The organism is Synechocystis sp. FACHB-908, from assembly GCF_014698595.1.
Taxonomy (GTDB): Bacteria; Cyanobacteriota; Cyanobacteriia; order Cyanobacteriales; family Microcystaceae; genus Synechocystis.
The window spans coordinates 54,700-80,807 of record NZ_JACJTH010000038.1 but is presented as its reverse complement, the minus strand read 5'-3'; the positions used below and the strand labels follow the sequence as shown (position 1 = coordinate 80,807).

Below are 26,108 nucleotides of genomic sequence, written 5' to 3'. Positions count from 1 at the left end.
TTTTGGTTTTTTTTGGAATTATTAGTCACAAAAAAGCTGTCGTATAGTATGGTATTAGCCTTTAACATGTCTTCCGACTCCCCAGAAACCGTCAGTGCTATTCCGTGCTATTTCCCCATAAGCTTTTAAACTGAACCTGTCCTGCCAAGGCTTTTTCCGGTGTTTATCCCCCTCGACTTTTATCGTATTTTAGGCATTCCTCCCCAGAGTGGTGGGGAAACCATTGAGCAGGCCTACCAAGATCGCCTTTTACAATTACCCCGGCGAGAATTTAGTGACGCCGCAGTTACTCTCCGCAATCAATTACTGGCGATCGCCTATGAAACCCTGAGGGATCCGGAAAAACGTCAGGCATACGACCAAGAATGGTGGGGAGCCATGGATGAAGCCCTGGGGGAGGCCTTACCCCTCACTACCCCGGAGTTGGAATGTAGCCCAGAGCAAGAAATTGGAGCCCTGTTGATCCTGTTGGATTTGGGGGAATACGAACTCGTGGTTAAGTATGGTGAGCCAGTACTCCACGATCCCAACCCTCCGGCGGGAGGCCTGCCCCAGGACTATTTGCTTTCGGTAATTTTGGCCCACTGGGAACTGAGCCGGGAACGTTGGCAACAACAGCAGTATGAATTTGCCGCCACCGCCAGTCTTAAGGCCCTAGCTCGGTTGCAACAGGATAATGACTTCCCCGCCTTGGAAGCAGAAATTCGTCAGGAACTATACCGTCTGCGACCCTACCGTATCCTCGAACTTTTGGCTAAGGAGGGGCAAGGGGAGGAGCAACGTCAGCAGGGTCTAGCTCTGTTGCAAGCGATGGTGCAGGACCGGGGCGGCATTGAAGGTAAGGGGGAAGATTATTCCGGATTGGGAAATGATGACTTTCTAAAATTCATCCACCAACTACGCTGTCACCTCACAGTGGCCGAGCAAAACGCCCTATTTTTGCCCGAAAGTCAACGGCCATCTTTAGTAGCAAGCTATTTGGCAGTACATAGTCTGATGGCTGAGGGAGTGAAGGAACAGGACCCCATGGCCATTGTCGAAGCAAAATCTTTGATTATACAGTTGGAAAATTGTCAAGATTTGGCCCTAGAAAAGGTAATTTGTGAATTATTATTGGGTCAAACGGAAGTTGTTCTGGCGGCGATCGACCAGGGAGATCCGAAAATAGTAGCTGGCCTCGAATCTAAGTTAGCGACGGGGGAAGACCCCTTAACTGCTTTTTATACTTTCACTGAGCAGTGGCTAGAGGAAGAAATTGTCCCCTACTTTAGGGATCTTTCTCCGGAGACCCTTTCCCCCAAGGCCTATTTCAATAATCCCTCCGTTCAGCAGTATCTAGAACAACTAGAGCCGGATTCCTTCACCACTGACAATTCTTTTGCCTCCCCTGCCCTCCTTAGCACCGCAACGGAATCGGAAACTCCCATGGTACATAGTTCCGCCGCCCTTCCCGATCGCCCTTTGACCTCCACCGTTCCCTCACGACGGGGACGCAGTCCAAGACGTTCCCGAGACGATGTTTTCCCCAGCGCCGACAATTCCAGTGGTTTGGCCGTCACCACCCTATCTCCGGCGATCGCCTACGACACCCACTCCTTGGGCACCAACGGTATTGGCGGGGATAGCACTAGCAACGGTTTTTCCAGTAACTCCGCCCCAGAATCCACCAGTAAACATAAATCTCCCCGGCGACGCAAAAAACGGGTGACCATCAAGCCGGTGCGCTTCGGCATTTTTCTGCTTTGCCTAGCAGGCATTGTGGGGGGGGCAACTGCCCTAATTATCAATCGTACTGGCGATCCCCTAGGTGGGTTGCTAGAAGACCCCCTAGATGTTTTCCTGGACCAACCTTCAGAATTTATCCCCGATGAAGCCACGAGCCGGAATTTGATTCTCAGTCAACCCAACTTCAATCAGCAAGTGGGTCAGATGGTAGTACAAGGCTGGCTTGATAGTAAAAAGTTAGCCTTTGGCCAAAACTACGATGTCGGGGCATTGCAGAGTGTTTTAGCCCCCAATCTCCTTGCCCAACAACGGGGTCGGGCCCAACGGGATCAAGCCCAAAAGGTCTATCACCAATACGAACACAAGTTGCAGATTTTAGCCTATCAAGTTAACCCCCAAGACCCCAACCGAGCCACCGTTACTGCCCGGGTAGAAGAAATTAGCCAGCCCTTTACCCTAGGTAATCAACAGCAGAAGGGCTCCGCCACCAAAGATGACTTGACTGTGCGCTATCAGCTAGTACGACACCAAGGGGTTTGGAAAATTGACCAAATACAAGTGGTAAATGGCCCCCGTTAGTGCGTGGCGTTAACTCCCCTTTTGACCAATGGCATACGGCTAGATGCCCCCATAGGTACGGAAACCTGCACTTCCGAGAACTAAGCCCCTACCGTCACTATAAGAGTGTGAACGTGTCGGCCCCAGGCAATGGATTGGAACCATGGCTTTTCGGCCCATCGTTGTGTCTTATATTCTTACTTGTTAACGGGAGTTAATTAAAATTATGGGAAAAGTTGTTGGGATTGACCTCGGTACTACCAATTCCTGTGTGGCTGTAATGGAAGGGGGTAAACCCACTGTTATCGCCAATGCAGAAGGTTTTCGCACGACCCCATCGGTGGTTGGTTATGCCAAAAATGGCGATCGCCTAGTGGGGCAAATTGCCAAGCGTCAAGCGGTGATGAACCCGGGCAATACTTTTTATTCTGTCAAACGATTCATTGGTCGTAAATTTGATGAAATTACCAATGAAGCCACCGAAGTTGCCTACAGCGTAGTTAAAGACGGCAACGGCAATGTGAAACTAGATTGCCCAGCCCAAGGAAAACAGTTTGCCCCGGAAGAAATTTCTGCCCAAGTGCTGCGGAAATTGGTGGACGATGCCAGCAAGTACCTAGGGGAGACCGTTACCCAAGCCGTCATCACCGTTCCTGCCTACTTTAACGACTCCCAACGGCAAGCCACCAAAGATGCGGGTAAAATCGCCGGGATCGAAGTCCTGAGAATTATTAACGAGCCCACCGCTGCCTCCCTAGCCTACGGTCTGGATAAAAAGGATAACGAAACCATTCTGGTGTTTGACCTAGGGGGCGGTACTTTTGACGTCTCCATCCTCGAAGTAGGGGAAGGGGTATTTGAAGTATTAGCCACCTCTGGGGATACCCATCTGGGAGGGGACGACTTCGACAAAAAAATTGTCGATTTCCTGGCCGGTGAATTCCAGAAGGCCGAGGGCATCGACCTCCGTAAGGATAAGCAAGCTCTACAACGGTTAACCGAAGCGGCCGAAAAAGCCAAAATCGAACTTTCCGGCGTGAGCCAAACGGAAATTAACCTGCCCTTCATCACTGCCACCCAGGATGGGCCTAAACATCTAGACACCACCCTGTCCCGGGCCAAGTTTGAAGAAATTTGCTCCGACCTGATTGATCGTTGTGGTATTCCCGTGGAAAATGCCATTCGGGATGCCAAAATCGATAAATCTGCCCTGGATGAAATCGTTCTTGTTGGCGGTTCCACCCGGATTCCCGCCGTGCAAGAAGTGGTAAAGAAAATTCTTGGCAAAGATCCCAACCAAGGAGTTAACCCCGATGAAGTAGTGGCCGTCGGAGCTGCTATCCAAGGGGGTGTACTTTCTGGGGAAGTCAAAGACATTCTGCTCCTGGATGTTTCTCCCCTCTCCTTGGGCGTAGAAACCCTAGGGGGCGTCATGACCAAAATCATTCCCCGCAACACCACCATCCCCACCAAAAAATCTGAAACCTTCTCCACCGCTGTGGACGGTCAAAGCAACGTGGAAATCCATGTGCTCCAAGGGGAACGGGAAATGGCCAATGACAATAAGAGCTTGGGAACCTTCCGCTTAGATGGTATCCCCCCTGCTCCCCGGGGCGTACCTCAAATCGAAGTTACTTTCGATATTGATGCCAACGGTATTTTGAATGTCACTGCTAAAGACCGGGGTACGGGCAAGGAGCAGTCCATCAGCATCACCGGGGCTTCCACCCTGCCTGATACGGAAGTAGACCGGATGGTGAAGGAAGCTGAATCCAACGCCGCCGCTGACAAAGAACGTCGGGAGAAAATTGACCGCAAAAACCAAGCGGATTCCCTCGTTTACCAAGCGGAAAAACAAATCACCGAGTTGGGCGATAAAGTGCCCGCCGCTGATAAAATCAAAGCGGAAGGTTTAATCAAAGACCTGAAGGAAGCTGTAGCCCAGGAAGATGATGCCAAAATCCAAACGGTGATGCCGGAACTACAACAGGTTCTCTACAGCATTGGTTCCAATATGTACCAACAGGCTGGAGCAGAGGCTGGGGTAGGCGCTCCCGGTGCTGGCCCTGAAGCGGGAACTAGCAGTGGCGGTGGCGATGATGTCATCGATGCGGAATTCTCTGAGCCGGAGAAATAGGTCTGGGTTTTAAAACCTGTATTGAAAGTCCCCTAGCCCCCAATACTGGGGGAATCAGATTCGATAATCCTCCTTTAACCAGGGGGATTTTTTGTGCTTTTTTTAGGAAAAATCTATTATGCAGAAAGGACTTGCTGATTTCTTTGATTTTTGATTCCTGGAACCATTGTGGCCAATCTTTTCCCTGCCTTGCGTACTCCCCTTTACAACCTCATTACGGAACAAACTACCAAGCTCACAACCTTTGGGGGTTGGGAAATGCCGGTACAATTTGCTGGGCTAAAACAGGAACACCAAGCGGTGCGGGAAAAGGTGGGGATGTTTGATATTTCCCATATGGGGAAGTTTGTCCTGACTGGACAGAAGGTTTTGGCAGCATTGCAAAGTTTAGTGCCTTCAGATTTAGACCGTTTAACTCCCGGTAAAGCCCAGTACACTGTGTTGTTGAATGCCCAAGGGGGAATCATTGATGACATTATTGTTTATGACCAGGGCAAAAACCCAGAAGGACAAGAACGGGTAACTTTAATTGTTAATGCCGCCACGACGGTCAAGGATAAGCAGTGGTTACTGGAGCATTTACCTGAAGAGATTGATTTTCAAGATTTATCCAGGGAAAAGGTTTTAATTGCCCTCCAAGGCCCAGAGGCACTTACAATTTTGCAGCCTTTAGTGGATCAGAATTTAGGTGAATTACCCGCCTTTGGCCATTTGGAAGCAGAATTTCTCAGGGAAAAAGCCTTCATTGCCCGTACTGGTTATACCGGGGAAGATGGCTTCGAAATTATGGTTTCCCCAGAAGTGGGAAAACAACTCTGGCAAACTTTCGGGTCAAAAGGTGTTACTCCCTGCGGTTTAGGAGCCAGGGATACCTTACGGTTGGAAGCTGGCATGGGTTTGTATGGACAGGATATGAATGACGAAACAACGCCCCTGGAAGCAGGTTTGGGTTGGTTGGTACACCTTGATAGTAAAGGGGATTTCATTGGTCGTGCGGTGTTGACAGAACAAAAAGCCAATGGAGTGGAAAAACGTTTAGTGGGCTTGGAGATGTTGGCAAAACAAATTGCCCGCCATGATTATCCTATTCTCCACAACGGCGAAATTATGGGCATTGTCACCAGTGGCACCCTTTCTCCTACCCTGCAAAAGGCGATCGCCTTGGGTTACGTCCCCACGGAACTGGCCAAAGTGGGCCAGGAATTGGAAGTGGAAGTTCGGGGTAAAACTTATGGCATAAAAGTTGTGAAAAAGCTCTTTTATCGTTCCGAGCAAAAACCTCGTTAACCTGAGTTTTGGGTAAGGCTAAAAATGAGAAAGCTCAGTAAATCAAAGACTTTGTTTGATCCCTAAATTTATTTAGTTCGCCTTGAACCCATGGTGGGAGCGTGTACGAATAAAATTGACAATGTTGGGATTTGCTGGCTCTATTTCGGTTGCCCCGAGAAAGCGTTTAAAAAGTTGAGTTTTGGCTGTTTAATCCCCCCTAGCCCCTCTTGGAAAGGGGGGAACTGTGACAAAGGTCCCCCTTTTTAAGTGGGATTTAGGGGGATAAATACCTAGTCTTGCGCTTTTCAAACACGTTCTGAGAGGAAAACCTTGATTAAAGACAAGGCTTTCAGTAAGTCCTAATCTCGAACTCACGTCAATTTAAGGTACATTATTTCTTTCAATGAAAATTAATTTAATTTTTATGATCTGCGCTGTATTATTTGCTGGTACAGCCGCCGCCGAAACCTGTGCACCACTTCCTCCCCAGGTATCTTCCACTGCGGGCAACACCGTTCGAGTGACCATCGGCCCTGAGCTTGGTTTTAGCTCCCATGGCAACACCTATTTTCTGATTACTCGCCCAATATCTACCGTTACGATCAAGCTCACCCCTGTGACAACCGATGGGGCTAGTTATCCAACCCAGTTAATTGCTCGATATTCAGACGACACCATTTTTGAGTCCGGTGCCCCAATTTTCGTCCCAGACTCCACCAATCCAATTGTCTGGGGGCCGTTACAAGTTAATCAGCCTGGGAAAGTTCTGGATGTGTTTAATGTCAAGATTCTGGAAAATTATCGCCTTTATCCCCAGTCCAAAGGGTTTACCTACGACCTAGAAGCCATTGGCTGCGGTTAGTTTGCCCATCGTTTCCCGCCCATCGTTCATAACAACCATTACAGTAACTGAGATAACTGCCATGAGTCCCTTTCCAGCTAAATCCCTACTAATTGCCCTAGTTCTTTCTTGGCCTGCTAGTTTTGATGCCGCCCTAGCGGCTCCCGTGCCGGCCTCAACCTACAAAACATCTGGGATTCCAGCACCAGAGGCGATCGGCAATGATGCCAGTCGTTATAAAGTTACCATTTATCCCACTGTTCCCGGCATTGGTACCCGGGATGTTGCCCCAGATCCCGATGGGTCGGTTTGGTTTAATGGGCAATGGTCTGGTGTCATTGGGCATCTCAATCCTAAAACCGGCGAAGTAAAACTTTATCCATTGGGGACTGGTTCCCATCCCCATGGTGTAGTTATGGGCCCGGATGGAGGACTTTGGATCTGTGATGAATCCAATGCCATTCGTCGGTTTGACCGCAAAACCCATGAAGTTAAGACTTTTCAACTCCCTCCCTTCTCCGGCAGTATGGGTTACGGCAATTTAAATACCCCAGTATTCGATGGCGAGGGGATTCTCTGGTTTACGGCTCAAAATGGCTATTACGGACGCTTAGATCCGAGTACTGGAGATATGAAAATTTTCCCTGCTCCCCAGGGATTTGGTCCCTATGGAATGACTGCAACTCCCAAGGGGGAAGTTTGGTACACTAGTTTGGCGGGGAATTACATTGCTCGGATTGATACGAAAACCTATCTCCCGGAAGTTTTTCCGATTCCGGATGATAAGGCCAATGGCTCCCGCCGAATTTGGTCTGATTCTCAAGGTCATATTTGGATCACAACTTGGGGAAATGGGGCTTTGATGCGCTTTAACCCCCAAAATAAGAGTTGGGATTCTTATAAACTGCCAGGCTTAGGGCCCCGGGGCTATTCGACCTATGTGGATAACCAAGACCGGGTCTGGAGTTCTGATTTTGGAACGAATTCAATCCATCAATTTAATCCAGAGACGATGTCATTTACGGTTTTTCCTGGCAATAAACAGAATGTACAGACTCTACAGATGAACGGTGTTGGAGACAAAATTTGGGCTGGACAGCAGGGTGTTGATCAAATCGTTTTATTTGAACGTATTCCCTAAACATTCACCGCTGCTCATCACTTATGCCAAGGTGATCGCCTATGAATTTATTTCGGAAATGTTTACTAATCCTTGGCCTAGCCAGTCCGCTCTATCTTGGTTTGGGGCAAACCTCTGCCCATGCTGAGGCTGTCCCTCCCCTTGCGCCGACGACTTGCCAAGCAACCAATTTGCCTCAGCCATCTACTGCGGCCATTCGGGAGCTAACTCCCACAGGGACACTCCGGGTTGCCATTAATACTGGCAACTATGTTCTTGCAACCGAAGCTGATGACTTTGGCCCTTTTGGTATCTCCGTTGATATTGCCCATTTACTGGCAAAAGGGCTAGGGGTTCCCAGTGAATTTACCGTAGTCCAAGCTGCGGCTGTTTCCTTTGAAAGGGTAAGTAAAAATTTATCTGATATTGGCTTCTTTGGGGTGGATCCTTGGCGGGCTGAAAGTGTAGATTACACCAACCCCTACATTCAAATTGAAGGTGCTTATATCGTCAGACAAGATTCCCCAATCCTAACCCTGGCTGATGTGGATCGTGCCGGCATTCAGATAGTTGTTGGCAAGAACAGTGTTTATAACCTTTTCTTGGATCGGAATATTCACCATGCCCACCTCGTCCAGGCCCCGACATCTCCCGAGGTAACAGGTTTTATGCTCGCCCACAAATTTCCAGTTGGGGCAGGAATTCGCAACCAGTTGGTGGCGGACATGAAGCGCTATGGTGGATTAAGGATTTTATCAACATCTTTTATGATTATTCATCAGGCCATGGCCACAGGAAAAGGCCGCCCCCAAGGGCTAAGCTATCTCCAGTCTTTTATCAGTGAACTAAAAAAAAGTGGATGTATCCAGGAATTGATCACAAAGTATGCGGTCGATGATGCGGTTGTTTCTCCATAAACAGACTGAGTTCAAAAAAAATGCCTATTCAGTAAGTTTCTTAAATGTTACGCATTAGTGAAATCAAACTACCCCTAGACCATGACGATATAGCTTTGGAAGAGGCTATCTTAAAAAAGTTAGGTGTTAGCAGCAAAGAATTAACCAGTTACACCATTTTTAAACGTAGTTATGATGCCCGCAAACGGGGGCAAATTCTTTTGGTTTACATTGTTGATGTAGTAACGCCCCTAGAGCAAAAACTACTGAACAAATTGGCCGGCGATCGCCAAATAATCCCCAGTCCTGATACAACCTATAAACTTGTTGCCCAGGTTAAGCCCGATCAAAAATTTGAGGGAAAACGGCCCATTGTGATTGGCACGGGACCCTGTGGCATGTTTGCCGGTTTACTACTGGCCCAGATGGGTCTGAAACCGATTATTTTGGAGCGGGGCAAATCGGTACGGGACCGCAGTGTGGACACATTTCGCTTTTGGGTGAAAGGAAAACTCCATGCTGAATCCAACGTGCAGTTTGGGGAGGGGGGAGCAGGAACTTTTTCCGATGGCAAACTTTACAGTCAGGTGCGGGACCCAAACCATTACGGTCGCAAAGTGTTGGAGGAATTTGTTAAGGCCGGAGCCGATCCAGAAATTCTTTATATTAATCGTCCCCACATTGGCACCTATCGCCTCGTTAAAATTGTGCAAAATTTGCGCTCCACCATAGAAGAGTTGGGGGGAGAAATTCATTTTCAAAGCCATGTTACTGACATAAATATCAAAGATAATCAAGTGCAGGGAGTAACCCTAGAAAATGGCGATTATATTGCCACTAACCATGTGGTGCTAGCGGTGGGACATAGTGCCAGGGACACTTTTAAAATGTTATTTGAACGGGGAGTTTATATCGAAGCAAAACCCTTTTCCATTGGTTTTCGCATTGAGCATCCTCAATCTTTAATAGATCAATGTCGTTTTGGGACGCAAGCTGGCCATCCCCGCCTTGGTTCCGCCGATTATAAATTAGTTCACCATTGCCAAAACGGGCGATCGGTTTACAGCTTTTGCATGTGTCCGGGGGGAAAAGTGGTGGCTGCCGCCTCGGAACCAGGTCGATTAGTCACCAACGGCATGAGTGAATACGCCCGGGATGAAGCCAATGCTAACAGCGCCATTGTGGTGGGCATCACTCCGGAAGTGGATTATCCAGATCATCCCTTAGCGGGCATTGCTTTGCAGAGATTTTGGGAGGAGCGGGCTTTCCAGTTGGGGGGAGAAAACTACCAAGCACCGGGGCAACTGGTGGGGGATTTCCTAGCCAATCGGCCTTCCACTAAATTTGGCTTCGTTCTACCTTCCTATAAACCGGGGGTAAAACTAGTCAACCTAGGGGAAAGTTTGCCCGATTATGCGATCGCCGCTTTGCGGGAAGCCATTCCTGCTTTTGATAAAAAAATCCGGGGTTTTGCCATGGATGATGCTGTGTTAACTGGGGTGGAAACTAGAACATCTTCTCCCATTCGCATTAAACGGGGAGATGATTTCCAAAGCATTAACACCGTTGGCCTTTACCCTGCTGGGGAAGGGGCTGGTTACGCTGGGGGCATTTTATCCGCTGGCATTGATGGCATTAAGGTAGCAGAGGCGATCGCCTTGGATTTTTTTGCTAAAGTTGACGTCTGAGTAGAATAATCTTGTAACGCCAAACCTAGCTAGGGTATTGATAAATTTGATGAGTAACTTAGAACAAATTGAAAGACAAGTTAAACAGCTAAGTCCCTCGGATTTCGCCAAATTCCGCGTATGGTTCCACGAGTACGATTGGCATGCATGGGATCGTCAAATTGAGCAAGACTCTAAGTCTGGTAAGCTAAAAGCCTTAGCGGAAAAGGCATTGGCAGACCATAACGCTGGTCGGACAAAAGTGCTTTGAACCACCACACTAACTCTGATTTCTGGTTTTGTTATCGGCATCTGCCAGAAGAAATTCAGAGACGGGCAGATAAGGCTTATCAATTACTCAACCAAAATCCTCGCCATCCCTCACTCCATTTCAAAAAAGTGGGAGAATTATGGTCTGTTCGAGTCACCTTAGATTATCGAGCATTGTCGGTTGAAACCGATGACGGCTATGTGTGGTTTTGGATTGGTACACACGAAGACTACGATAAGCTATTGGGCTAAAGGTGTCCTCCCGAAAATAAGCCATCAGCGACGCAAAATTCTCCCCCCCGCTAACATCAAGAAAAATTGTCTAATTGGGCAATGGTTTTATCGGCAAATATCGACAAATATTGAACGTATGACTTCCCAACCCGTACCCCATCCTTCTGCCCGCCATAGTCACGCCCATCCCCATGTCCACAGCCAAGAATCCTTACAAAAGTTAGTTAATCGCCTCTCCCGCATTGAAGGCCATATTCGGGGAGTGAAAACCATGGTGCAGGAAAATCGTCCCTGCCCAGAGGTGTTAATTCAGGTGGCGGCAGTCCGGGGGGCATTAGACCGGGTGGCTAGATTAATTTTGGATGACCACATGAATGAGTGCATCACCAGGGCGGCGGCGGAAGGCAATATTGAGCAGGAGTTGGCGGAGTTGAAGGAAGCCCTAGACCGGTTTTTATAGGGTTTTTACAACCTGTCGCCATGCGTATTGTTGCCTACGTTTATTCTGATCGCCTGTTGGAACCAGCACCGGATCCTCAGATTTGGGGAGTGGAGGTGGACCAAGTTTATGTGGATCTAGGGGAAAGGTCAGCCCTGGGGCAACTGTTGGAGCATTGCCAAAATCAGAGCATTGATTATTGTCTGGTTAGAAATCTCAATGAATTGGGCCAGTCCACCGCCGAAGTCAGCCAAACTTTGACCCAATTGGAAAATTATGGCATCACGGTCATCGCCCTAGAGCAGGATTATCAGAACCATGGCAAGGCCGAAATGGCGATCGCCAGACAACAATGGTCAGAACTGTGGGCCAACCTAGAGCAAGAACAACGCAAAGATAGTCTCCGCCGAGGCCACGCCCGTAATCGTTTAGCTTTAGCTCCTCCCCCTGGTAAAGCGCCCTATGGTTATCGTCGTAGTTCTGGCCATTATGTGGTGGACCGGGCGACAGCTCCGGTAGTGAAAGCATTTTTTGAAAAATTTATCCTCTCTGGTTGCCTGCGGAGCTCTGTCCGCTATTTGGAACAGACCTATGGCAAGAAAATTGCCGTGGCCACCGGACGACGTTGGTTAAGCCATCCCGTGTATCGGGGGGATTTGCTCTACCAAAATCAAACCGTCATTGCCGATACCCATGCCCCTTTATTAAGCCGCACTGAAGCAGCCCAAATTGACCGCCTCCTACGCCGTAACGCTCCTCTACCACGCCGCACCGCCAGTGCCCCCCGTTCCTTAGCTGGTTTAGTGAGTTGTGGCCGTTGCCAGACCCCCTGGGTGGTGGCCCATGTGACATCCCGTCATCAAAGCAAGGCCTATCTTTATCTCCGGCCCCGCCATTGTCCCGAACAACCACAATGCCAGGCGATCGCCTATGGACAATTGTTAGAACAGGTAATTAAGCAAATTTGTCAGCAGTTGCCCCTGGCTGTGGCCCAGTTATCCCCGTCTTCCCTGGGCACCGAGTATCAGCATTTACAACAGGCGATCGTTGAAAAACAGAGTTTACTCGAGCAACTACCCACCTGGGAACAGCGGGGCGTACTGGACAGCCACACTCATCAACTGCGCCGGTACCAACTGAAACAAGACCTGGCCCAGCTACAACAACAGTTGGACCAAATGCCCCCGGACGAATTGCAACGCATCATTCCTGCCGTTTCCCTACCGCAATTTTGGCGAGACCTGTCGGAAACGGAACGCCGTTTTTACTTCCGGGAGTTTATTCGTAGTATCCAATTGGAACGAAAACCCCAGGGATGGGATTTTTGCCTCACCTTCGTCTTTGGAGCCAAGGGAAACCCAGCGACCTAGGCTTCTCCCCGGGCCATGGCGCGGATAATATCCCCTTGGGTCAAAATACCGATCAGTTGCCTACTTTCCACATTCAACACTGGCAGACGGCGAATTTTTTTCTCATTCATCAAATGGGCCGCTTCCCGTAAAGTTTGGGTGGGCAAAATGCTAATAGGAACATCGTTCATCACTTCCCCCACCGTTTGTCCCAGGGCTTTGTGCAATTCCCGTTCGTGGCGGGCGGGATTTTGTAGGTAAATAATACTGTCTAGCAACATCACATAGGGAGGCGTATCCACCCCAGACTCCTGCCACATCAAGTCGGTGTCGGAAATGACCCCCACCAATTTTTCCTGGTCATCCAGCACCGGCATGCCACTGATGCGATTCTCCGCCAAAAGACGAATGGCATCCTGTAGGGGGGTATCTGGTTTGACTGTGATGGGATTCGGGGTCATCACTTCCCCAACCGTTCTGCTCATAAAACCTATGCTGAATTTGGAACTTTGACCTAACTTTTTTTTGTTATACCCAATCTATTCTAAGTCTCGACAAGCCGTTTTTTCAAGGAATTGGCCCGCCGTTGAGCTACTTTATTGTTGGGTTCTATTGCTAAAGTTTCTTGGTAGGTTTCCAACGCCTTGTTAACCATTTGTTTTTTTTCATAAACATTGGCTAAGTTATTTAAAGCAATGACATAATCTGGGTATAGTTTCAAGGCATCTTTGTAATGGCGAATGGCCAGATCAAATTGCTCCTGAGCGAAACAGGCATAGCCCATAGCATTGTAAATCAAAGCTTGGTTTTCTGGCTCCACTTGCTCGGCCATTTTGAGGGCTTTTTGAAATAAATTAATCGATTGGGAATATAATTTTTTGTCTAAATAAATGCTACCCAATTGATAATATTCCTGGGCGGTACCTTTGGTGTTTTGTAGCTTCTTTTGTAGTTTGCTAAAGGTATTTTCTAGGCGACGGGCCTTTAACACCTGACTGAAGACAAATATGCCCAGTCCCCCCAAAATAATCAATAAGACGGAAAGATAAACAATGGGTAGAGACTCAGTCATGGGAACAGTGAACTTAATACTTCGGTGAAAGAATTAACGGGCGACAAAATAGGCAACGGCCCCGACGGCCAACATCTTTGGCGATCGCTAACCCCAGAAGCCCATTGTACGTGGTTACGCTTCCATCTCACTAGGAAAATGCTCTGGCCTAGGTTGTTAACGTTTCTTCGGCGATCGAGAGGGATAGAGAAGCAGCCTACGGTGAAATGTATTGTGACGAGCCTCCATTATTCATTTTTACCTTCCAGGGTGGGCACTTTGCCTGGGGCATTCTCGATCGCCGCAATGGCTGCCCGCGCCCCCGCCTTAATATCCCTTTCTTCCCCTCCCAGGTAAAGTCGACCAAAACTACCGATGGAACTAACCTGCAAAATATTGATAGAGGCAGACTTTTCCGCCTCATTGGCCGCCAGGGAAGCATAGGCCGCCGGTTGCACTTCCAATACAAACAGGGTTTGCCCCGCCAACAGCATATGGCCCCGCCGATTACGGTTAATTAACTGGGTTTGATAGGCATCGATGTTGCGAATAATTTGACTAGACACCACCTTGGGCTTGATGCAGTCACTGGCTTTGGCACCGATATATGCCAAAATCGCTTGCCCTGCCGCCCGCACTTCCCCCTGATTACTGGCATGGATTTCCAACAAACCGTAGAGCCGTTCCACAAATAATACCCCCGGCCGCACCACCGCTGCCTTAAGAGCAATATCGGTAATGCGGTTAATTTCAATGCCTGGGGAAACTTCCACCCAGAGGGAACAATCCCCCGGTAGCGGCAAAAAGCCGGAGGCCACCGTCCCAATGTAGGCTGCATGTTGGGACTGGAGACTATCCAGGTAAACGTAACTACGGAGTTCGATGCCCATGGCAGTGGAAATGCAAAACTATGGCGGCGGGCTGACGGTGGGGCAGTCCCTCCTCCAAACAAAACAATTAATCGCAGTGGGGAAAACTATTACCGTCAGTGGAGACAATGGGGTTAAAGCTAATGGATCAACCCACAAAAGCACCGCCCCATCTTACCTGAATATCGGCTTGCTCCGATAATGCCCCTGAGCTAAGTCAGCGTAAATCTGACAATGATGTCGTCGAAATCTAGGTCTCCTCCGCCGAGAAAATCTTCAAAACCAATCACGTTGGGTCCCAAGTTTGTGCTGTGGCTGATGCCATCTGGGTTGGCCGACCCAAAGGCAAAATAAGTCTGATTAATACCGGAAAGACTGTCATTAACCGTTAAAAATGGCGCATACAACTCGCCACCCAAAATATTGAAGGAAAATGCTCTGGTTTCTAGGTCTTCTGCCGTTAGGGTGGAGCCAGTGGCTTGCAAACGATTGCTATCTGCCAAAGCTGCTTCTTGATAACCTACCTGTCCTGGGTTGATTACACCACCTGTTAAGGGATCTAGCACTGCACCGTTATCGTCCAGAAGTCGATAAAAACCCATGGATCCATCAAAAAAGGCTTCCCGACTGTAGGAACCCGATACGGTGACGGAACTACCCGCCGTAAATCCCCTGGCGTTAATTAAATCGATGGCCGTGGGATTGGCGATCGCCGTGGTTAAATCCGTGGCTTGGTCATCAGCGGCAGCAAAGGAAGCATAAAATACCTTCCCATCTGGGTCAGTGTACTGATAAATTTCATGACCTGTGGCCAGATCTTTAACCGCTAAACCCACCTCTTGCCCAATGGGAGTACCACTGAAGGGATTACGCAATACGGGGCCATCCACTTCCACATAGGAGACTTTGGTGGGCTGGCCGATGGTATCCGTTACCTCAATTACCTGGGGACTACTGGACACAGTAAAGGGCCCTGGGGGACCATTCTCTGGATCATTGCCGGGGCCACCGGGATTATAAACCGCCGAATAATCCCCTTCGGAGGGCAAAGCAACCCTCTTAATTTGGCGAACTGCGGCTTCGTCCCCTTTGAGGATAATGTCGTAATAGTTGTCATGATCTTCGATGTAAGTCAGGTCATAGCTGTCCTGAACCCCGGCCAAATCCGCCAGCCCCAACACCTGCACCAGACCAAAGCCGGGAATTTCATAATCAACACCAGTTTGGGTTAGGATAACTGTCCGTCCCGTAATATCTTCCGCTTGGAGTTGAAAATACCGTTCAAATTCTGTGGGTAGTAAACTGGCAATGCCATCGGGGGAAAAACCGGCGCTGGTGTAAATTCGCAAACGAAATTGGGCTTGGTCTCCATATAAATCCCCGCCACTGTTATTTTGATTGGTGGCTAACCAGAGGGGAGCCCCTTCCCCCAGGTCACTGAAGCGGTCTAACTTAGCGGCGACAATTTTGGGACCATTGCCGGCCACGTAGGGGTTGAGACTATCAATGGTAATACCCACCGCACTGACCGGGCCGTTGGGTCCCACCATTTCCAAAGGAGTACTGTCCAACACTGTGCCTACGGAAACGGGATAAATCGCTCCCTCCGTGCCTGGGGTTAAACGATTACCAAAATTGCCCGTAATTACTACCGTTTGCCGTTCGTTGTATTCACTGTTGGGAATCAAAGAGGCGATCACCGGGGTGACAATTTCCCCCGTGTTAAGCATTACCTGAAAATCTGTGGGATTAAGGGTGGTGGGAAAAATGGGCCACGCAAAAACAATGGGAATGTTATCGTTTTTTTCCAGATTAACGCCATAAACACTCTGCACTGTGTCTGTGCTAATAGCCGAAGTGTAGGCCCGTTGGGTGGTGGTGGACAAATCCCCCAGGTTATTCCAGGCCACATTGTTGTCAAAGGCAATCTGTTGGGATTCCGCATCGGTGCCATCCATACCGGGAATTCCCATATAACCATCAAAGCCATAGTTGGCTGTTACAATTCCCCCTTCCTGATTGAATAGGTCACTGCTGAGCAGAATACTGGTGTTGAGGGAACTACTCTTGGCGCTGAGATTTAGGCGATCGGCGGCGAGGTAGGCCAACAGGCGATCGGCTAGGGGGGTGTATTGAATAGTCATAGATTAATTCAACAGTAATATTTCACAAAGTTATCGAGTTTGAACTCGCAATAATTGCATTAATTAAGTTGATTTAAACACTCGCACTGAGGGCCAGGGTGGCATCTTGATATTCTGTCACAACTTCCCCCCCATGCCATTCCTGACTGTCCAGGGCCATTTCTTCAATTAAACTGGCTAACTTCAGGGCCTTGAGGGCCTGTTCTCCCCCCACTGAGGGTTGATCACCTCCCCTAACACAATGAATAAAATGTTCTAATTCAGCGTGGAGAGGTTCAATATTACTGGTGTAAACCTTTTCGATTAGACCATCCTGGCGATACAATACCTGGCCATAGTCCGCGCTCCAATCAGCGGTGGTTTGGCGATGGATCAAAATTTCGTTATTGAGAAAATCCGCTTCGGTGAGGGAATTTTTGCAGTGGGCGGCGATGGAACGAATTTTACGATGGGTGACCTTACTGGCGGTGAGGGTGGCCACAATGCCGGAGGAGAAGCCTAACGTAGCGGTGACATAATCCAAATATCCTGACCCAGAAGCCCGACTGCCACTGGCGGACAGTTTAACCACTTCCGAACCCACCAATTCCAGCAACAGGTCAATGTCATGGATCATCAAATCCAATACCACGGAGACATCATTGGCCCGCTGGGAATAGGGACTCATGCGATGGGCTTCGATCGCCAATAACTCTTCCGTTTTGAGAATTTTGGTTAGCTCTAAAAATGCCGGGTTGAAGCGTTCAATGTGCCCCACTTGGAGAATGCAATTGGCATCGGCGGCGGCATTAACCAGGGATTCCGCTTCAGCAATGCTAGCGGCAATGGGTTTTTCAATCAGAGTATGGACATTATTTTGCAAACAATTCATGCCCACATCGTGATGGAGCCTAGTGGGAACCGCCACACAAACCGCATCCACATGGGGCAACATCTCCTGATAATCTTCAAAAAAATGCACCCGATACTTACTGGCGGTGTCTAGGCCCCGTTCCACATTGACATCGGCAATACCCACAAACTCCACATCCTTCATCAGGCTCAGGACTCTGGTATGGTGCTGTCCCATATTGCCCACCCCAATCACCCCGATGCGGATCGGCTGAAGGTAACTCCGTTGCCCGTTGAGCTGATGGCTCGTCATGATGCTGTTGCCACTCCTAAACACCTAGCCAGCCGCAAAATACTGACTGTTATAATTAACTTCACGAAAATTCATGCCTTAGATACTAGCACAGGCCGTGTTTCTCTTCTTTCCCCAGTCAAAAACCGACCCAGGGGAGATTATCGCCGATTTTCTGGACCGGGGTTAAAACTGACCCCAATAATTGTGCTGGAACTGATTTTGGTGATTTGATCGAAAAACTTTACCAAACTTACATCAAGGAATTTATCTATGCCGAATATTCGTCCTCTGACCGCTTCCCTTTCTTTACTGACCACGGCCTTTGTTGGTCTAACTCCAGCCCTTTACGCCACCATAGCCGAAGCCCAGGATCCCCCTGCCACCACCTATCAGCCGGGCTTTTGGCAGCCCGTCGGTAGATTTGACCCCAAAAAGCCGGTCAAGGTTAAGTTGGTTAATAAAACAGATGTGGCTTTGGACTATGACATTTCTAACTTGGAATCATTCCCCCCGGCTTCGGTAGCCCCAGGGGAAACAGTTCTGCTCGAAAACTTTGGCGATAATGCCTACATCATGGTCTATCCCGAAAATGCCACCCCCAGCACTCCAGAACAATCCTTTTTGCTTAAATTTACTGTTCCCGTCGATGCCCGCACCCAAATGGTAGGGGCTGATAATGTGGCAGTGATCACTGTAACCAAAGGTGATGTCAATATAGAGGAACGTTTTTACGGCCACCGCTCCATTAACTTGCAACCCACGGGAGCAATTTTCTTCTACTAAATCTAGACCCCATAGATCCTAATTTTGCCTCCTCTATGCTTGATATCACCAAGTTAGCTGGCCAAATGCCGGCCCTGGGGCAACATTTCCGTCAGGAAGCCACTGCTGGCCATCAACGGCTAGAAAGGGCTAAGGAATTATTTTTCCAAGCTCAACAGCGTCAATCCTATTTGCTCAACACCCTGACAGAATGGGGCGATCGCCTCTTTTTTGCAGTGGCTAGGCCTCTGGAACCATTGGATACAAGGGTCAACATTGGGGAGGCTCCGGTTAACCACAGTGTGTTTGCCACGGACGGTTCCCAAATTGCGCCCTCCCACCATGAAATCGCTTACTGTTACCTGCTCAACATTGGCCGGGTGATGCTCCACTATGGGCAAAATTTACATCCTCTGTTGGACAGTGTGCCGGAGGTTTATTACCGTCCTGAAGATTTATACGCTTCCCGCCGTTGGGGTATTCGCACCGAGGAATGGTTGGGTCATCGCCGCACTGTGTTGGAAGCGGAAAGGTTAGCCGCCCTAGCCTGTCGTTGGGTTAGCCCCCCAGGGCCCCACAGCGACCCTAACTTAGCCATGGTGGATGGTTCGCTAATTTATTGGTTTTTGGAAAATTTACCCCAGGAAGCAAGGAACCAAATTCTGGAACCGATTTTGGCCGCCTGGGAAACGCTACGTCAGGCCCGCATTCCCCTGATGAGTTACATCAGTGCCCCCAGGAGTGTGGAATCGATTAATCTTTTGCGGCTCCAGGCTTGTCCCCACGAAAGCCCCAATTGCGTCAGCCATTGCGAAGGTTGTCAGGCGGAGGAACGGAAAACCCCCTGTCAAATTTTTGACCCGCTGCGGGATAGCAATCTGTGGAAGGAGTTTCTATCCCCTGGACAACGGGGGCCGATTTGGCATAGTAATGCCCGCATTTTGGAAGCCTATGCCCCAGAACAACGGGTTTGTTTTTGCTATGTCCAAGGCAGTTCGGAGGTAGCGAGGGTGGAATTTCCCGTTTGGCTAGCGGAGGATTCGGAGTTGCTTGATCAATCCTTAGCCATTGTCCTTAGTCAGATAGAAAAGGGTTTTGGTTATCCCGTGGCCCTAGCGGAAGCCCATAATCAGGCCGTGGTGCGGGGCGGCGATCGCCGTCGTTTTTTTGCCCTGTTGGAACAACAATTGGTCAGGACGGGGCTGAGGAGCATTGGCACTTCCTATAAGGAAGCCAGGAAAAGGAATACGGTGGTTTAGATGTGATGGTGGTCAGCAAAAATCAGCTAATGCAAACGCCATTGCACCAGATTGTCCCCGGATAAATTAGCCCAAAATTCCCCTTGCTGGGCTAGCAACAATAATAAGTCGAGGCTCTCTGGCCTAGGTGTGGTCAAAGCGGCCATGGGAATTACCATCACTAGGGTTTGTCCTTGATGGACTAATTGGGGCCGTTGGGGATGGGGTTGCCAACGGTTGGGCCCCACGGCAATGTCGTGGTGACTTTGGAGATGGTGCAGATTAATGCGGCAGTGGTGATGGAAATAGTAATTTAACGGCCCTTGGTCTGGCAAAGAGGCGATCGCCAGGGGGGCATGGCCATGGGGCAGATAGGGATAGTACCAAGCTAAATGGAGTTCATCTGGGATCAATTCCGGCAACAGTCGCTGGAAATCAAACCGCAGGATCAACCGTTGGCGATCGTGGCCATAGTAAATTGTTTGCACGAATTCCTTGCCCTCTTGCACCGCCAGACCATTAGCCACCTGCCAAGGAATCAAATTAGTTAAATTATCCCAGTGGGGATAGAGATAACCGCCCAACGGGCGATCGCCATTTTGATCAATTAAGGGATGGTGCAAATAACCGGGCGGAGTTTCGTTAAGGGCGTGGTAGAGCCGGATCAAATGTTGGCGGAATAGGGCTTCAGAATTGAGGGTTTGGGGAGAATGACCTTGGCCAAAAGCCTCAAACCAATCGGAGCTTTCTGCCCCGTAGAGAGCCTGCCAAGCTTCAGGATTATTTTCCTCTGTGGCTTCAGGATGACTTGCTAAGGCTTGCCTGGCGTCAATTAAGTAATCCCAAGCCTGGTTTTGGCTGGGTTGACCGATCCATTTACTGAAATTGCCCCGATTCCAGGAGCCTATCAGAGGAATAGGGATGCCATTCTGTTGGGCCAGAACTTGGGTAGGGGGAAATTGGTCTATAAACTTGGACACTGTCACCAATTGCAGTAGGCCTTGGCGACCCAATTGTTCACACTGTTGATAGAACTGTTGCAAAAAGCCAAAGCCATTATTTTCATAGCCATTCCAGGTTCGATCCCCCTCCAAAGCAATAGTTACCAATCTCGGTTGGCCATTTTCCGCCTGGGGGCGGCGGGCTAAAAGTCTGGCCATCAAATCCTCGGCTGCCTGGGCTGGGGAATAGCGCCCATAATGAAAACTGATCAAATCCGACAGTTGTTGGTCCCGAAACACCATGGCCAACTCCCCGTCCTCCGTGGGCACTCGATAGACCGAGTTCAACCAGACAGACCTTTCAGCACTGGTACTCAAACTCTGGGCCAGGACGGATTCATCGGCACATAACCATTCAAAACGGAGTTGGGCCACTGTTTGCAACATGGCAGGACTAACTGCCAGTCCGGGCGGCCATAAACCCCGGGATTCCCGGCCAAAGGTGCTCCGATAGTATTGCTTACCCTGTTGCAATTGCCTGATTCCGTCCTCCGACCAACAAAAACGGGGGTCCGGTAGGGCGAGGGCCGCTTGTATAGTGCGGGCAATGTTGGTATCCGCTAAAAGGGGCAAAATTGGGTGGCCGTAGGGACTAGTGATAATTTCCAGTTGCCCAGATTCTTGTAGCTGGCGATGGAGGGGAATAATTCCCTGGATAATTTGCCGTTGCTTACTAATAATTCTTTGGCGATCGCCGAGGGTAAAGGATTTTTGCCGAAAATACCAATCCCGCACATCTCGATCTTCTGCGATGGTGAGGGCATCAAACCAAATCAGATTATGCCAGGCCAACAGATCACTAAAATCCTGGGGTTGCCAATGGGATATACACCAGTCTATCCCTTGCCTTTGACGTTGCTCGTATAACTGTTGATACCGATGCTGGGGAAAAATTTGTGTGCGGGGATTAGCCTCAAAAAAAGTGGTCAGAATTTCCACCTTTTGCTCTAGGCTTAACTTTTCCACTGGGCTCAGGGTGAGGGCTAAATGGCGATCGATGGCCAAACCCTGGGCATAATCCTCCAATTGGGCTAGCAAACAAGGAGTGAAGCTAACTGTCTGATGCAGGGAAGGGTAACGGGCCCATAACTTAATCAACCCTCCGTAATCCCTAGTGCCATGTAACCGCACCCAGGGTAATTGATAATATCCATGGCCATTGCCCACCATGCCATAGGACTGATAGCAAGGCTGGTGTTGATGCCAAACAAAAGCGACATACAACGGGTGGGCCATAGAAAATAAGGCAATGGGGAAAACCAAACCGGCGATCGATAAGCATGACCGCTCCTCTCAGCATAGCCAATGGCATTGCCCTAAAAATTAACTTCTGAGAATTTTTGTCAGGTTTTGTCCACTTCTCCCATCTTCGGCTGGAGTCAAAAACCTACCAAATATAGGAATTATTGTCCTCTCCACAACAAAAAACCTAGCCAGTGTTGAATACTAGCTAGGTTCAGAACAATCAATCAACCAATCAGGAATAGCTAAGCTTTAAACAACCGCAACCTAACCGCCCACTTTTACTACTGGGGTAAAGCTGGGAACCACTAACTCCTTATCCTGTTTGGTGAGCTTGTTATAAAGCCGTTCCGTATTGGGGAAGTTAGCCGCCGGTAGGGTGGGGAAACGACGGTAGGGCACCGTATCTTCACCAAAGGTTTGCAGATATTCCATGCCGTTGACCATAGCCCCGATGAAGGCCTTTAGCCCTTGGCTGGCCAAAATTTGGTTATACTGCTGGATTTCCTTTTGATTGAGGGGAGCCCGACCGAGGAAGTGCTTGGTACCCATTTCAATCACTTTGGTGTTGGGATAGGGGGCATAGAACTCCTTCATATAGAGCTCGGAAGTGCCTAAACCTTCAATGAATTCCTTAACGTTAATTTCATTGTTGCTGAGCTTACTTTCCAGGGCAGTGAACTCGGAATTGATGATGTAAGGTTCCAAATCCCGCTCAAACACCTGACGGTAGGCGGCCCGGATGGCATTTTTAACCGCAACCTTATCGTAGGTGGACACCAGCTTAAAGACTTTGGTTTGTTGCCGTTGACGGGTAACCCCTTGGTTGCTGCGGTAGGCAATTTCCGGCTCAGTGCGGATGGCCGAAACCTGGCCCAATTCCACAAAGCGGGGAGTAACTTCCTTATCCACCCGTTGACCAATGTCTTCCCGCAGGGAACCAACCCGGGCGGAACGCATTTGTAGACCACCGGGGGTGAGGTAACGCTCGTAGGGAACGGTGTCTTCCCCAAAGGCATCGCTGTATTCTTTGCTATCAATCATCGCTTCCACCACAGCATAGAAACCCTGTTTAGAAGCAATGTCGAAATATTGATTCATTTCCTGGCGGCCGTAGGTGGGACGACCCAGCAGGCGACGGTGCATATATTCGATCGCCTTACAGACGTAGTGGGGAGCCCAGTAAAGCTTGAGGAACAGTTCCGATTTAGCTAGACGCTTGATAAATTCCCGCACGCTAATGTCGCCATTTTCCAGTTGAATTTCCGCCACGGAGAGCCGTTGCCCTTCGTACAGATCCCGACCAAACACTTGACGGTAGGCAGCCCGAATCAAAGCCTGGGTGGAGCTTTCACCAAATTTGACGCTGGTGCCGGTATTTTTGCCCACTTTGGCACCGGGTAAACCGCCATTGAGACGGAACACTTTCGCCCCCAAACTACCGGGAAATTCGCCCACAGCACTGGGATTGCCTACTTGGTTATTAACCGCCGGGCCCCGGTGGATGAGAATCCGTTTGGTGTCTTTGTTAAAGGGAGCAGGTCGTTTGCTAGGATTGCGGGTTTCTTTCGGGAAAATGGCCCCAAATTGAATTTCCAGGGGGTCGTTGCCGGAACCATAGACGTGTTGATCCGGTAACGGGCGATCGTACTGGGCAAAGGTGGTGATGAACTGGGGAACTTTGCGGAAAGGAGCGCTGTAGCTAAAGAGATCTTGTTGCATCCCCCAGTTGCGGCATTCCTGGGCTTCTACCCCTAGACCCCGCAGATAGGGCACTGTTTCTTCCCCAAAGTAATCGGCATATTCCTGGGAATCGACCAACGCATCCACCAGGGCGGGAAGGCCACCACTAGAAACGATGGAAAAGTATTTTTGCACTTCTTCCCGGGAGCTGGGTCCCCGACCAAGGATATGGCGGAAAGCCAATTCTAGAGCCCTGCTGTTGATGAAGGGTTCAAAGAATTGCTTGCGGTAGAGGGGAGATTTAGCCAAACGACGGACAAATTCCTTCATGGAAATGTCGCCATTGCGTACCTGGGATTCCAGATAAGAAATGGATTGGCTGTAGGCTTTGGTAATGTCCCGCTCAAAAATTTGCCGGTAGGCTGCCTTGATGACCGCATTTTTTTCCAGGGCGGACAAACCGGGCTTCATGGCGTATTTCTGCCGTTTAGCGGCGGCATTGAAATAGCTCTGGGGTAGCTCTAAACCTTGGATATCATTGGAAGGGCCCTGGCGAACTTTATTGGCTGGGGTGGGGGCTTTAAATTCGCTCAGGAGAATGTCGAAGTATTGCAGAACAATCTCTTTAGCCTGGGCATTGTTGCGGAAATAATCGGCGGAAGCAGCCCGCATTTCCTGGATGGCGACAATGGTGGCATCGATGGAACAGGCATTTTCAATGACTTCCTTCAAACCCCTGGTATTGACCACAATGATGTTGGGGTCCCCGGCCACAATGGCATAGGTGGTGTAGCGCAAAAACCAGGACATGTCCCGGAGAGATTTTTGCATGTTGCTGGGACCGTACCGGGCAATGTTAATGGGACGGAAACCAGGGGGAATGGGGCCAGTACTGCTAAAAACAGAACGGAGTCCCCCAAAGAGACCACCGCTTCCATTGCTTTCGGCATAGGTAACACTGCCATTGCGACTATCACTGGAGGCACCCACCAATGCAGGTTGACGCTCAACGGGCTTTTCCAGGTAGGAGAGGGGGGAACCGCCGGTGAAAATTCGATTGGCGGCCCTAGAGACGATCAAGTCGGCATTTTGGGTTAGGGTCTCTGCAATCTCTAGACGCAGGGCACCGGACTGAAAATACGCTGTTAACTCGTTTAGTTCTGACCCTTCTAGGAAGCGATCCTGTTGCTCTGCTTGGCTGATAGCGGAGACGGGAACGGTTTGGTAGAGTTGGGGTCGCGCTAGTGAGCTGCCACCACTTGCCTTAACACTCATTGGATTTCATTATCTCCCATTAACAAAATTGCGATCGCCTTAAAACGAGGGAAAAAGCCGCCCGGCCAAGGCTTATTTAAAGGTTCATCATAAAAAAGTGAATCAGCATCTAGGGTAGAACGTTTCGGAACGCTACAGGGGCTTTGTTAACTTTTATGTAGGAGAACTTGATTGAATGGCCCTGTTTGGCAGTCCCTTAGGCATTCCCAAGGCTAAGCAAAATGGACTGTATCAAAAAAATCGGGATTGATACCAGGACCGGAAAAACATGACTGATAATGCAGTTTTAAATGTCACCCTTTGAATCTATGGAAAAATTTCCCCATTTGCTAGTCCTGGATTTTGATGGTGTGCTCTGCGACGGTTTGCAGGAATATTTTCAAACTAGTTGTCAAGTTTGTCGACAAATTTGGCCAGATCTACCGCGGGAGAAGCTCGATCGCCAAAGGGATAACTTTTATTTCCTTAGGCCGGTGATTGAAACGGGGTGGGAAATGCCCCTACTACTCAAAGCTTTGGCTACGGGGGTAGAACCAGCCGCTATTGAAGCAGCATGGCCCGCCGTTGCCCAGACTCTACAACGCCAAGAACAAATCGGCAAATCCCAACTAGCTCCAGTCCTAGACCAGGTGCGGGATAACTACATTCACAACGATTTGGCCTATTGGCTAGGACTTCATCATTTTTATCCGGGGGTAATTGGGCAGTTAAATCATTGGCTACAATCCCCCTACCCTCAATGGCTTTACGTTGTCACCACCAAGGAAGGCCGCTTCGTACAACAGTTGCTCAAAAATCAGAAAGTAGATTTCCCTCTAGGACAAATTATTGGCAAGGAAATTAAGCAACCTAAATTCAAAACCCTGGAACAGTTGCGAGTCAAGCATCAATGTGACGGCGATCGCCTTTGGTTTGTGGAGGATATGTTGACCACTCTGGAGACCGTTGCGAACCAGCCTGCCCTAGAGCAAACCAGTTTATTTCTGGCAGATTGGGGCTACAACACACCAGATAGCCGAGGGTTAGCCAAACAAAAAAAACGTTTTCACTTACTGTCTTTGCAACAATTCTCTGCTCCCTTTTCCGAATGGTTTTAGAGAACACCAAGAAAATACCCATAGTATTGCCTGAGCTTTACTGGGGTTGACCTAAGAAAAAAAGTAAAGTTTTGCCAACGGCTTTCTAGACCAAAGGAAAATAAATTGCTTTCAC

At 49.1% G+C, this 26,108-nt stretch carries 20 protein-coding genes; 13 read left to right on the top strand and 7 right to left on the bottom strand.

Annotated elements, in window-relative coordinates:
- Positions 1 to 159 precede the first annotated feature (159 nt).
- The 9 genes from H6G46_RS14910 (at position 160) to H6G46_RS14870 (ending at position 12,526) form a co-directional block, all read left to right on the top strand.
- Positions 160 to 2,304 carry an IMS domain-containing protein gene (locus tag H6G46_RS14910; protein ID WP_010873289.1) on the top strand — a complete coding sequence of 715 codons (2,145 nt, stop codon included), beginning with the start codon at positions 160 to 162 and terminating at the stop codon, positions 2,302 to 2,304.
- A 205-nt stretch (positions 2,305 to 2,509) separates the two neighbouring features.
- The gene (gene dnaK / locus H6G46_RS14905; RefSeq protein WP_010873288.1) at positions 2,510 to 4,420 is read left to right on the top strand and encodes a molecular chaperone DnaK; all 1,911 of its coding nucleotides are present in this window, start codon (positions 2,510 to 2,512) and stop codon (positions 4,418 to 4,420) included.
- A 168-nt stretch (positions 4,421 to 4,588) separates the two neighbouring features.
- Positions 4,589 to 5,707 carry a glycine cleavage system aminomethyltransferase GcvT gene (gcvT, locus tag H6G46_RS14900; protein WP_010873287.1) on the top strand — a complete coding sequence of 373 codons (1,119 nt, stop codon included), beginning with the start codon at positions 4,589 to 4,591 and terminating at the stop codon, positions 5,705 to 5,707.
- A 385-nt stretch (positions 5,708 to 6,092) separates the two neighbouring features.
- Positions 6,093 to 6,551: a hypothetical protein gene (locus H6G46_RS14895; protein ID WP_010873286.1), complete on the top strand. Its 459-nt coding sequence runs from the start codon at positions 6,093 to 6,095 to the stop codon at positions 6,549 to 6,551.
- A gap of 61 nt (positions 6,552 to 6,612) precedes the next feature.
- Positions 6,613 to 7,671: a virginiamycin B hydrolase Vgb gene (locus H6G46_RS14890; RefSeq protein WP_010873285.1), complete on the top strand. Its 1,059-nt coding sequence runs from the start codon at positions 6,613 to 6,615 to the stop codon at positions 7,669 to 7,671.
- A gap of 41 nt (positions 7,672 to 7,712) precedes the next feature.
- Complete coding sequence (locus tag H6G46_RS14885) at positions 7,713 to 8,567, top strand: ABC transporter substrate-binding protein (protein WP_010873284.1); 855 nt, start codon at positions 7,713 to 7,715, stop codon at positions 8,565 to 8,567.
- 44 nt (positions 8,568 to 8,611) lie between these two features.
- Entirely contained in the window at positions 8,612 to 10,234 is a 1,623-nt protein-coding gene (locus H6G46_RS14880) for an NAD(P)/FAD-dependent oxidoreductase (protein ID WP_010873283.1), read from the top strand.
- Between the two features lie 619 nt (positions 10,235 to 10,853).
- Entirely contained in the window at positions 10,854 to 11,177 is a 324-nt protein-coding gene (locus H6G46_RS18515; protein ID WP_020862211.1) for a metal-sensitive transcriptional regulator, read from the top strand.
- Positions 11,178 to 11,197: 20 nt separating this feature from the next.
- A complete protein-coding gene (locus tag H6G46_RS14870; protein ID WP_010873280.1) occupies positions 11,198 to 12,526 on the top strand; it encodes a recombinase family protein in 1,329 nt (442 codons plus the stop codon).
- On the opposite strand, the gene H6G46_RS14865 is transcribed toward H6G46_RS14870, so the two are convergent.
- From H6G46_RS14865 to H6G46_RS14855, 3 genes are all read right to left on the bottom strand, one after another.
- Positions 12,523 to 12,990 carry a CBS domain-containing protein gene (locus H6G46_RS14865; protein WP_010873279.1) on the bottom strand — a complete coding sequence of 156 codons (468 nt, stop codon included), beginning with the start codon at positions 12,988 to 12,990 and terminating at the stop codon, positions 12,523 to 12,525. The two genes, H6G46_RS14870 and H6G46_RS14865, sit on opposite strands and share 4 nt — an antisense overlap.
- Positions 12,991 to 13,049: 59 nt before the next feature.
- Positions 13,050 to 13,577: a tetratricopeptide repeat protein gene (locus tag H6G46_RS14860; RefSeq protein ID WP_010873278.1), complete on the bottom strand. Its 528-nt coding sequence runs from the start codon at positions 13,575 to 13,577 to the stop codon at positions 13,050 to 13,052.
- A gap of 227 nt (positions 13,578 to 13,804) precedes the next feature.
- On the bottom strand, positions 13,805 to 14,446 hold the full coding sequence (locus tag H6G46_RS14855) for a hypothetical protein (protein ID WP_010873277.1): 642 nt from the start codon (positions 14,444 to 14,446) through the stop codon (positions 13,805 to 13,807).
- On the opposite strand from H6G46_RS14855, the gene H6G46_RS14850 reads away from it, so the two are divergent.
- Complete coding sequence (locus H6G46_RS14850; protein WP_020862212.1) at positions 14,445 to 14,627, top strand: hypothetical protein; 183 nt, start codon at positions 14,445 to 14,447, stop codon at positions 14,625 to 14,627. The genes H6G46_RS14855 and H6G46_RS14850 overlap by 2 nt on opposite strands.
- Positions 14,628 to 14,637: 10 nt before the next feature.
- On the opposite strand, the gene H6G46_RS14845 is transcribed toward H6G46_RS14850, so the two are convergent.
- On the bottom strand, positions 14,638 to 16,569 hold the full coding sequence (locus H6G46_RS14845) for a DUF4114 domain-containing protein (RefSeq protein WP_014407129.1): 1,932 nt from the start codon (positions 16,567 to 16,569) through the stop codon (positions 14,638 to 14,640).
- 73 nt (positions 16,570 to 16,642) lie between these two features.
- Positions 16,643 to 17,713, bottom strand: coding sequence for a Gfo/Idh/MocA family oxidoreductase (locus H6G46_RS14840; protein ID WP_020862213.1), 1,071 nt, complete (start codon positions 17,711 to 17,713; stop codon positions 16,643 to 16,645).
- 252 nt (positions 17,714 to 17,965) lie between these two features.
- On the opposite strand from H6G46_RS14840, the gene H6G46_RS14835 reads away from it, so the two are divergent.
- Complete coding sequence (locus tag H6G46_RS14835) at positions 17,966 to 18,478, top strand: hypothetical protein (protein ID WP_010873274.1); 513 nt, start codon at positions 17,966 to 17,968, stop codon at positions 18,476 to 18,478.
- A 35-nt stretch (positions 18,479 to 18,513) separates the two neighbouring features.
- The gene (locus tag H6G46_RS14830; protein ID WP_010873273.1) at positions 18,514 to 19,716 is read left to right on the top strand and encodes a DNA double-strand break repair nuclease NurA; all 1,203 of its coding nucleotides are present in this window, start codon (positions 18,514 to 18,516) and stop codon (positions 19,714 to 19,716) included.
- Between the two features lie 26 nt (positions 19,717 to 19,742).
- On the opposite strand, the gene H6G46_RS14825 is transcribed toward H6G46_RS14830, so the two are convergent.
- Positions 19,743 to 21,932 carry a hypothetical protein gene (locus H6G46_RS14825; protein WP_010873272.1) on the bottom strand — a complete coding sequence of 730 codons (2,190 nt, stop codon included), beginning with the start codon at positions 21,930 to 21,932 and terminating at the stop codon, positions 19,743 to 19,745.
- Positions 21,933 to 22,205: 273 nt separating this feature from the next.
- Positions 22,206 to 24,896, bottom strand: coding sequence for a phycobilisome rod-core linker polypeptide (locus H6G46_RS14820; protein ID WP_010873271.1), 2,691 nt, complete (start codon positions 24,894 to 24,896; stop codon positions 22,206 to 22,208).
- Positions 24,897 to 25,204: 308 nt separating this feature from the next.
- Here H6G46_RS14820 and H6G46_RS14815 point away from each other — a divergent pair, with 308 nt between their 5' ends.
- Positions 25,205 to 25,993, top strand: a complete 789-nt coding sequence (locus H6G46_RS14815) for a hypothetical protein (protein ID WP_223211276.1) — start codon at positions 25,205 to 25,207, stop codon at positions 25,991 to 25,993.
- Positions 25,994 to 26,108 lie beyond the last annotated feature (115 nt).

Excerpts from the sequence above, each read along its gene's own strand:
- dnaK (WP_010873288.1), top strand. The coding sequence starts at position 2,510 with ATGGGAAAAGTTGTTGGGATTGACCTCGGTACTACCAATTCCTGTGTG.
- H6G46_RS14895 (WP_010873286.1), top strand. The coding sequence starts at position 6,093 with ATGAAAATTAATTTAATTTTTATGATCTGCGCTGTATTATTTGCTGGT.
- H6G46_RS14890 (WP_010873285.1), top strand. The coding sequence starts at position 6,613 with ATGAGTCCCTTTCCAGCTAAATCCCTACTAATTGCCCTAGTTCTTTCT.
- H6G46_RS14885 (WP_010873284.1), top strand. The coding sequence starts at position 7,713 with ATGAATTTATTTCGGAAATGTTTACTAATCCTTGGCCTAGCCAGTCCG.
- H6G46_RS14880 (WP_010873283.1), top strand. The coding sequence starts at position 8,612 with ATGTTACGCATTAGTGAAATCAAACTACCCCTAGACCATGACGATATA.
- H6G46_RS18515 (WP_020862211.1), top strand. The coding sequence starts at position 10,854 with ATGACTTCCCAACCCGTACCCCATCCTTCTGCCCGCCATAGTCACGCC.
- H6G46_RS14870 (WP_010873280.1), top strand. The coding sequence starts at position 11,198 with ATGCGTATTGTTGCCTACGTTTATTCTGATCGCCTGTTGGAACCAGCA.
- H6G46_RS14865 (WP_010873279.1), bottom strand. The coding sequence starts at position 12,990 with ATGAGCAGAACGGTTGGGGAAGTGATGACCCCGAATCCCATCACAGTC.
- H6G46_RS14860 (WP_010873278.1), bottom strand. The coding sequence starts at position 13,577 with ATGACTGAGTCTCTACCCATTGTTTATCTTTCCGTCTTATTGATTATT.
- H6G46_RS14850 (WP_020862212.1), top strand. The coding sequence starts at position 14,445 with ATGGCAGTGGAAATGCAAAACTATGGCGGCGGGCTGACGGTGGGGCAG.
- H6G46_RS14855 (WP_010873277.1), bottom strand. The coding sequence starts at position 14,446 with ATGGGCATCGAACTCCGTAGTTACGTTTACCTGGATAGTCTCCAGTCC.
- H6G46_RS14845 (WP_014407129.1), bottom strand. The coding sequence starts at position 16,569 with ATGACTATTCAATACACCCCCCTAGCCGATCGCCTGTTGGCCTACCTC.
- H6G46_RS14840 (WP_020862213.1), bottom strand. The coding sequence starts at position 17,713 with ATGACGAGCCATCAGCTCAACGGGCAACGGAGTTACCTTCAGCCGATC.
- H6G46_RS14835 (WP_010873274.1), top strand. The coding sequence starts at position 17,966 with ATGCCGAATATTCGTCCTCTGACCGCTTCCCTTTCTTTACTGACCACG.
- H6G46_RS14830 (WP_010873273.1), top strand. The coding sequence starts at position 18,514 with ATGCTTGATATCACCAAGTTAGCTGGCCAAATGCCGGCCCTGGGGCAA.
- H6G46_RS14825 (WP_010873272.1), bottom strand. The coding sequence starts at position 21,932 with ATGGCCCACCCGTTGTATGTCGCTTTTGTTTGGCATCAACACCAGCCT.
- H6G46_RS14820 (WP_010873271.1), bottom strand. The coding sequence starts at position 24,896 with ATGAGTGTTAAGGCAAGTGGTGGCAGCTCACTAGCGCGACCCCAACTC.
- H6G46_RS14815 (WP_223211276.1), top strand. The coding sequence starts at position 25,205 with ATGGAAAAATTTCCCCATTTGCTAGTCCTGGATTTTGATGGTGTGCTC.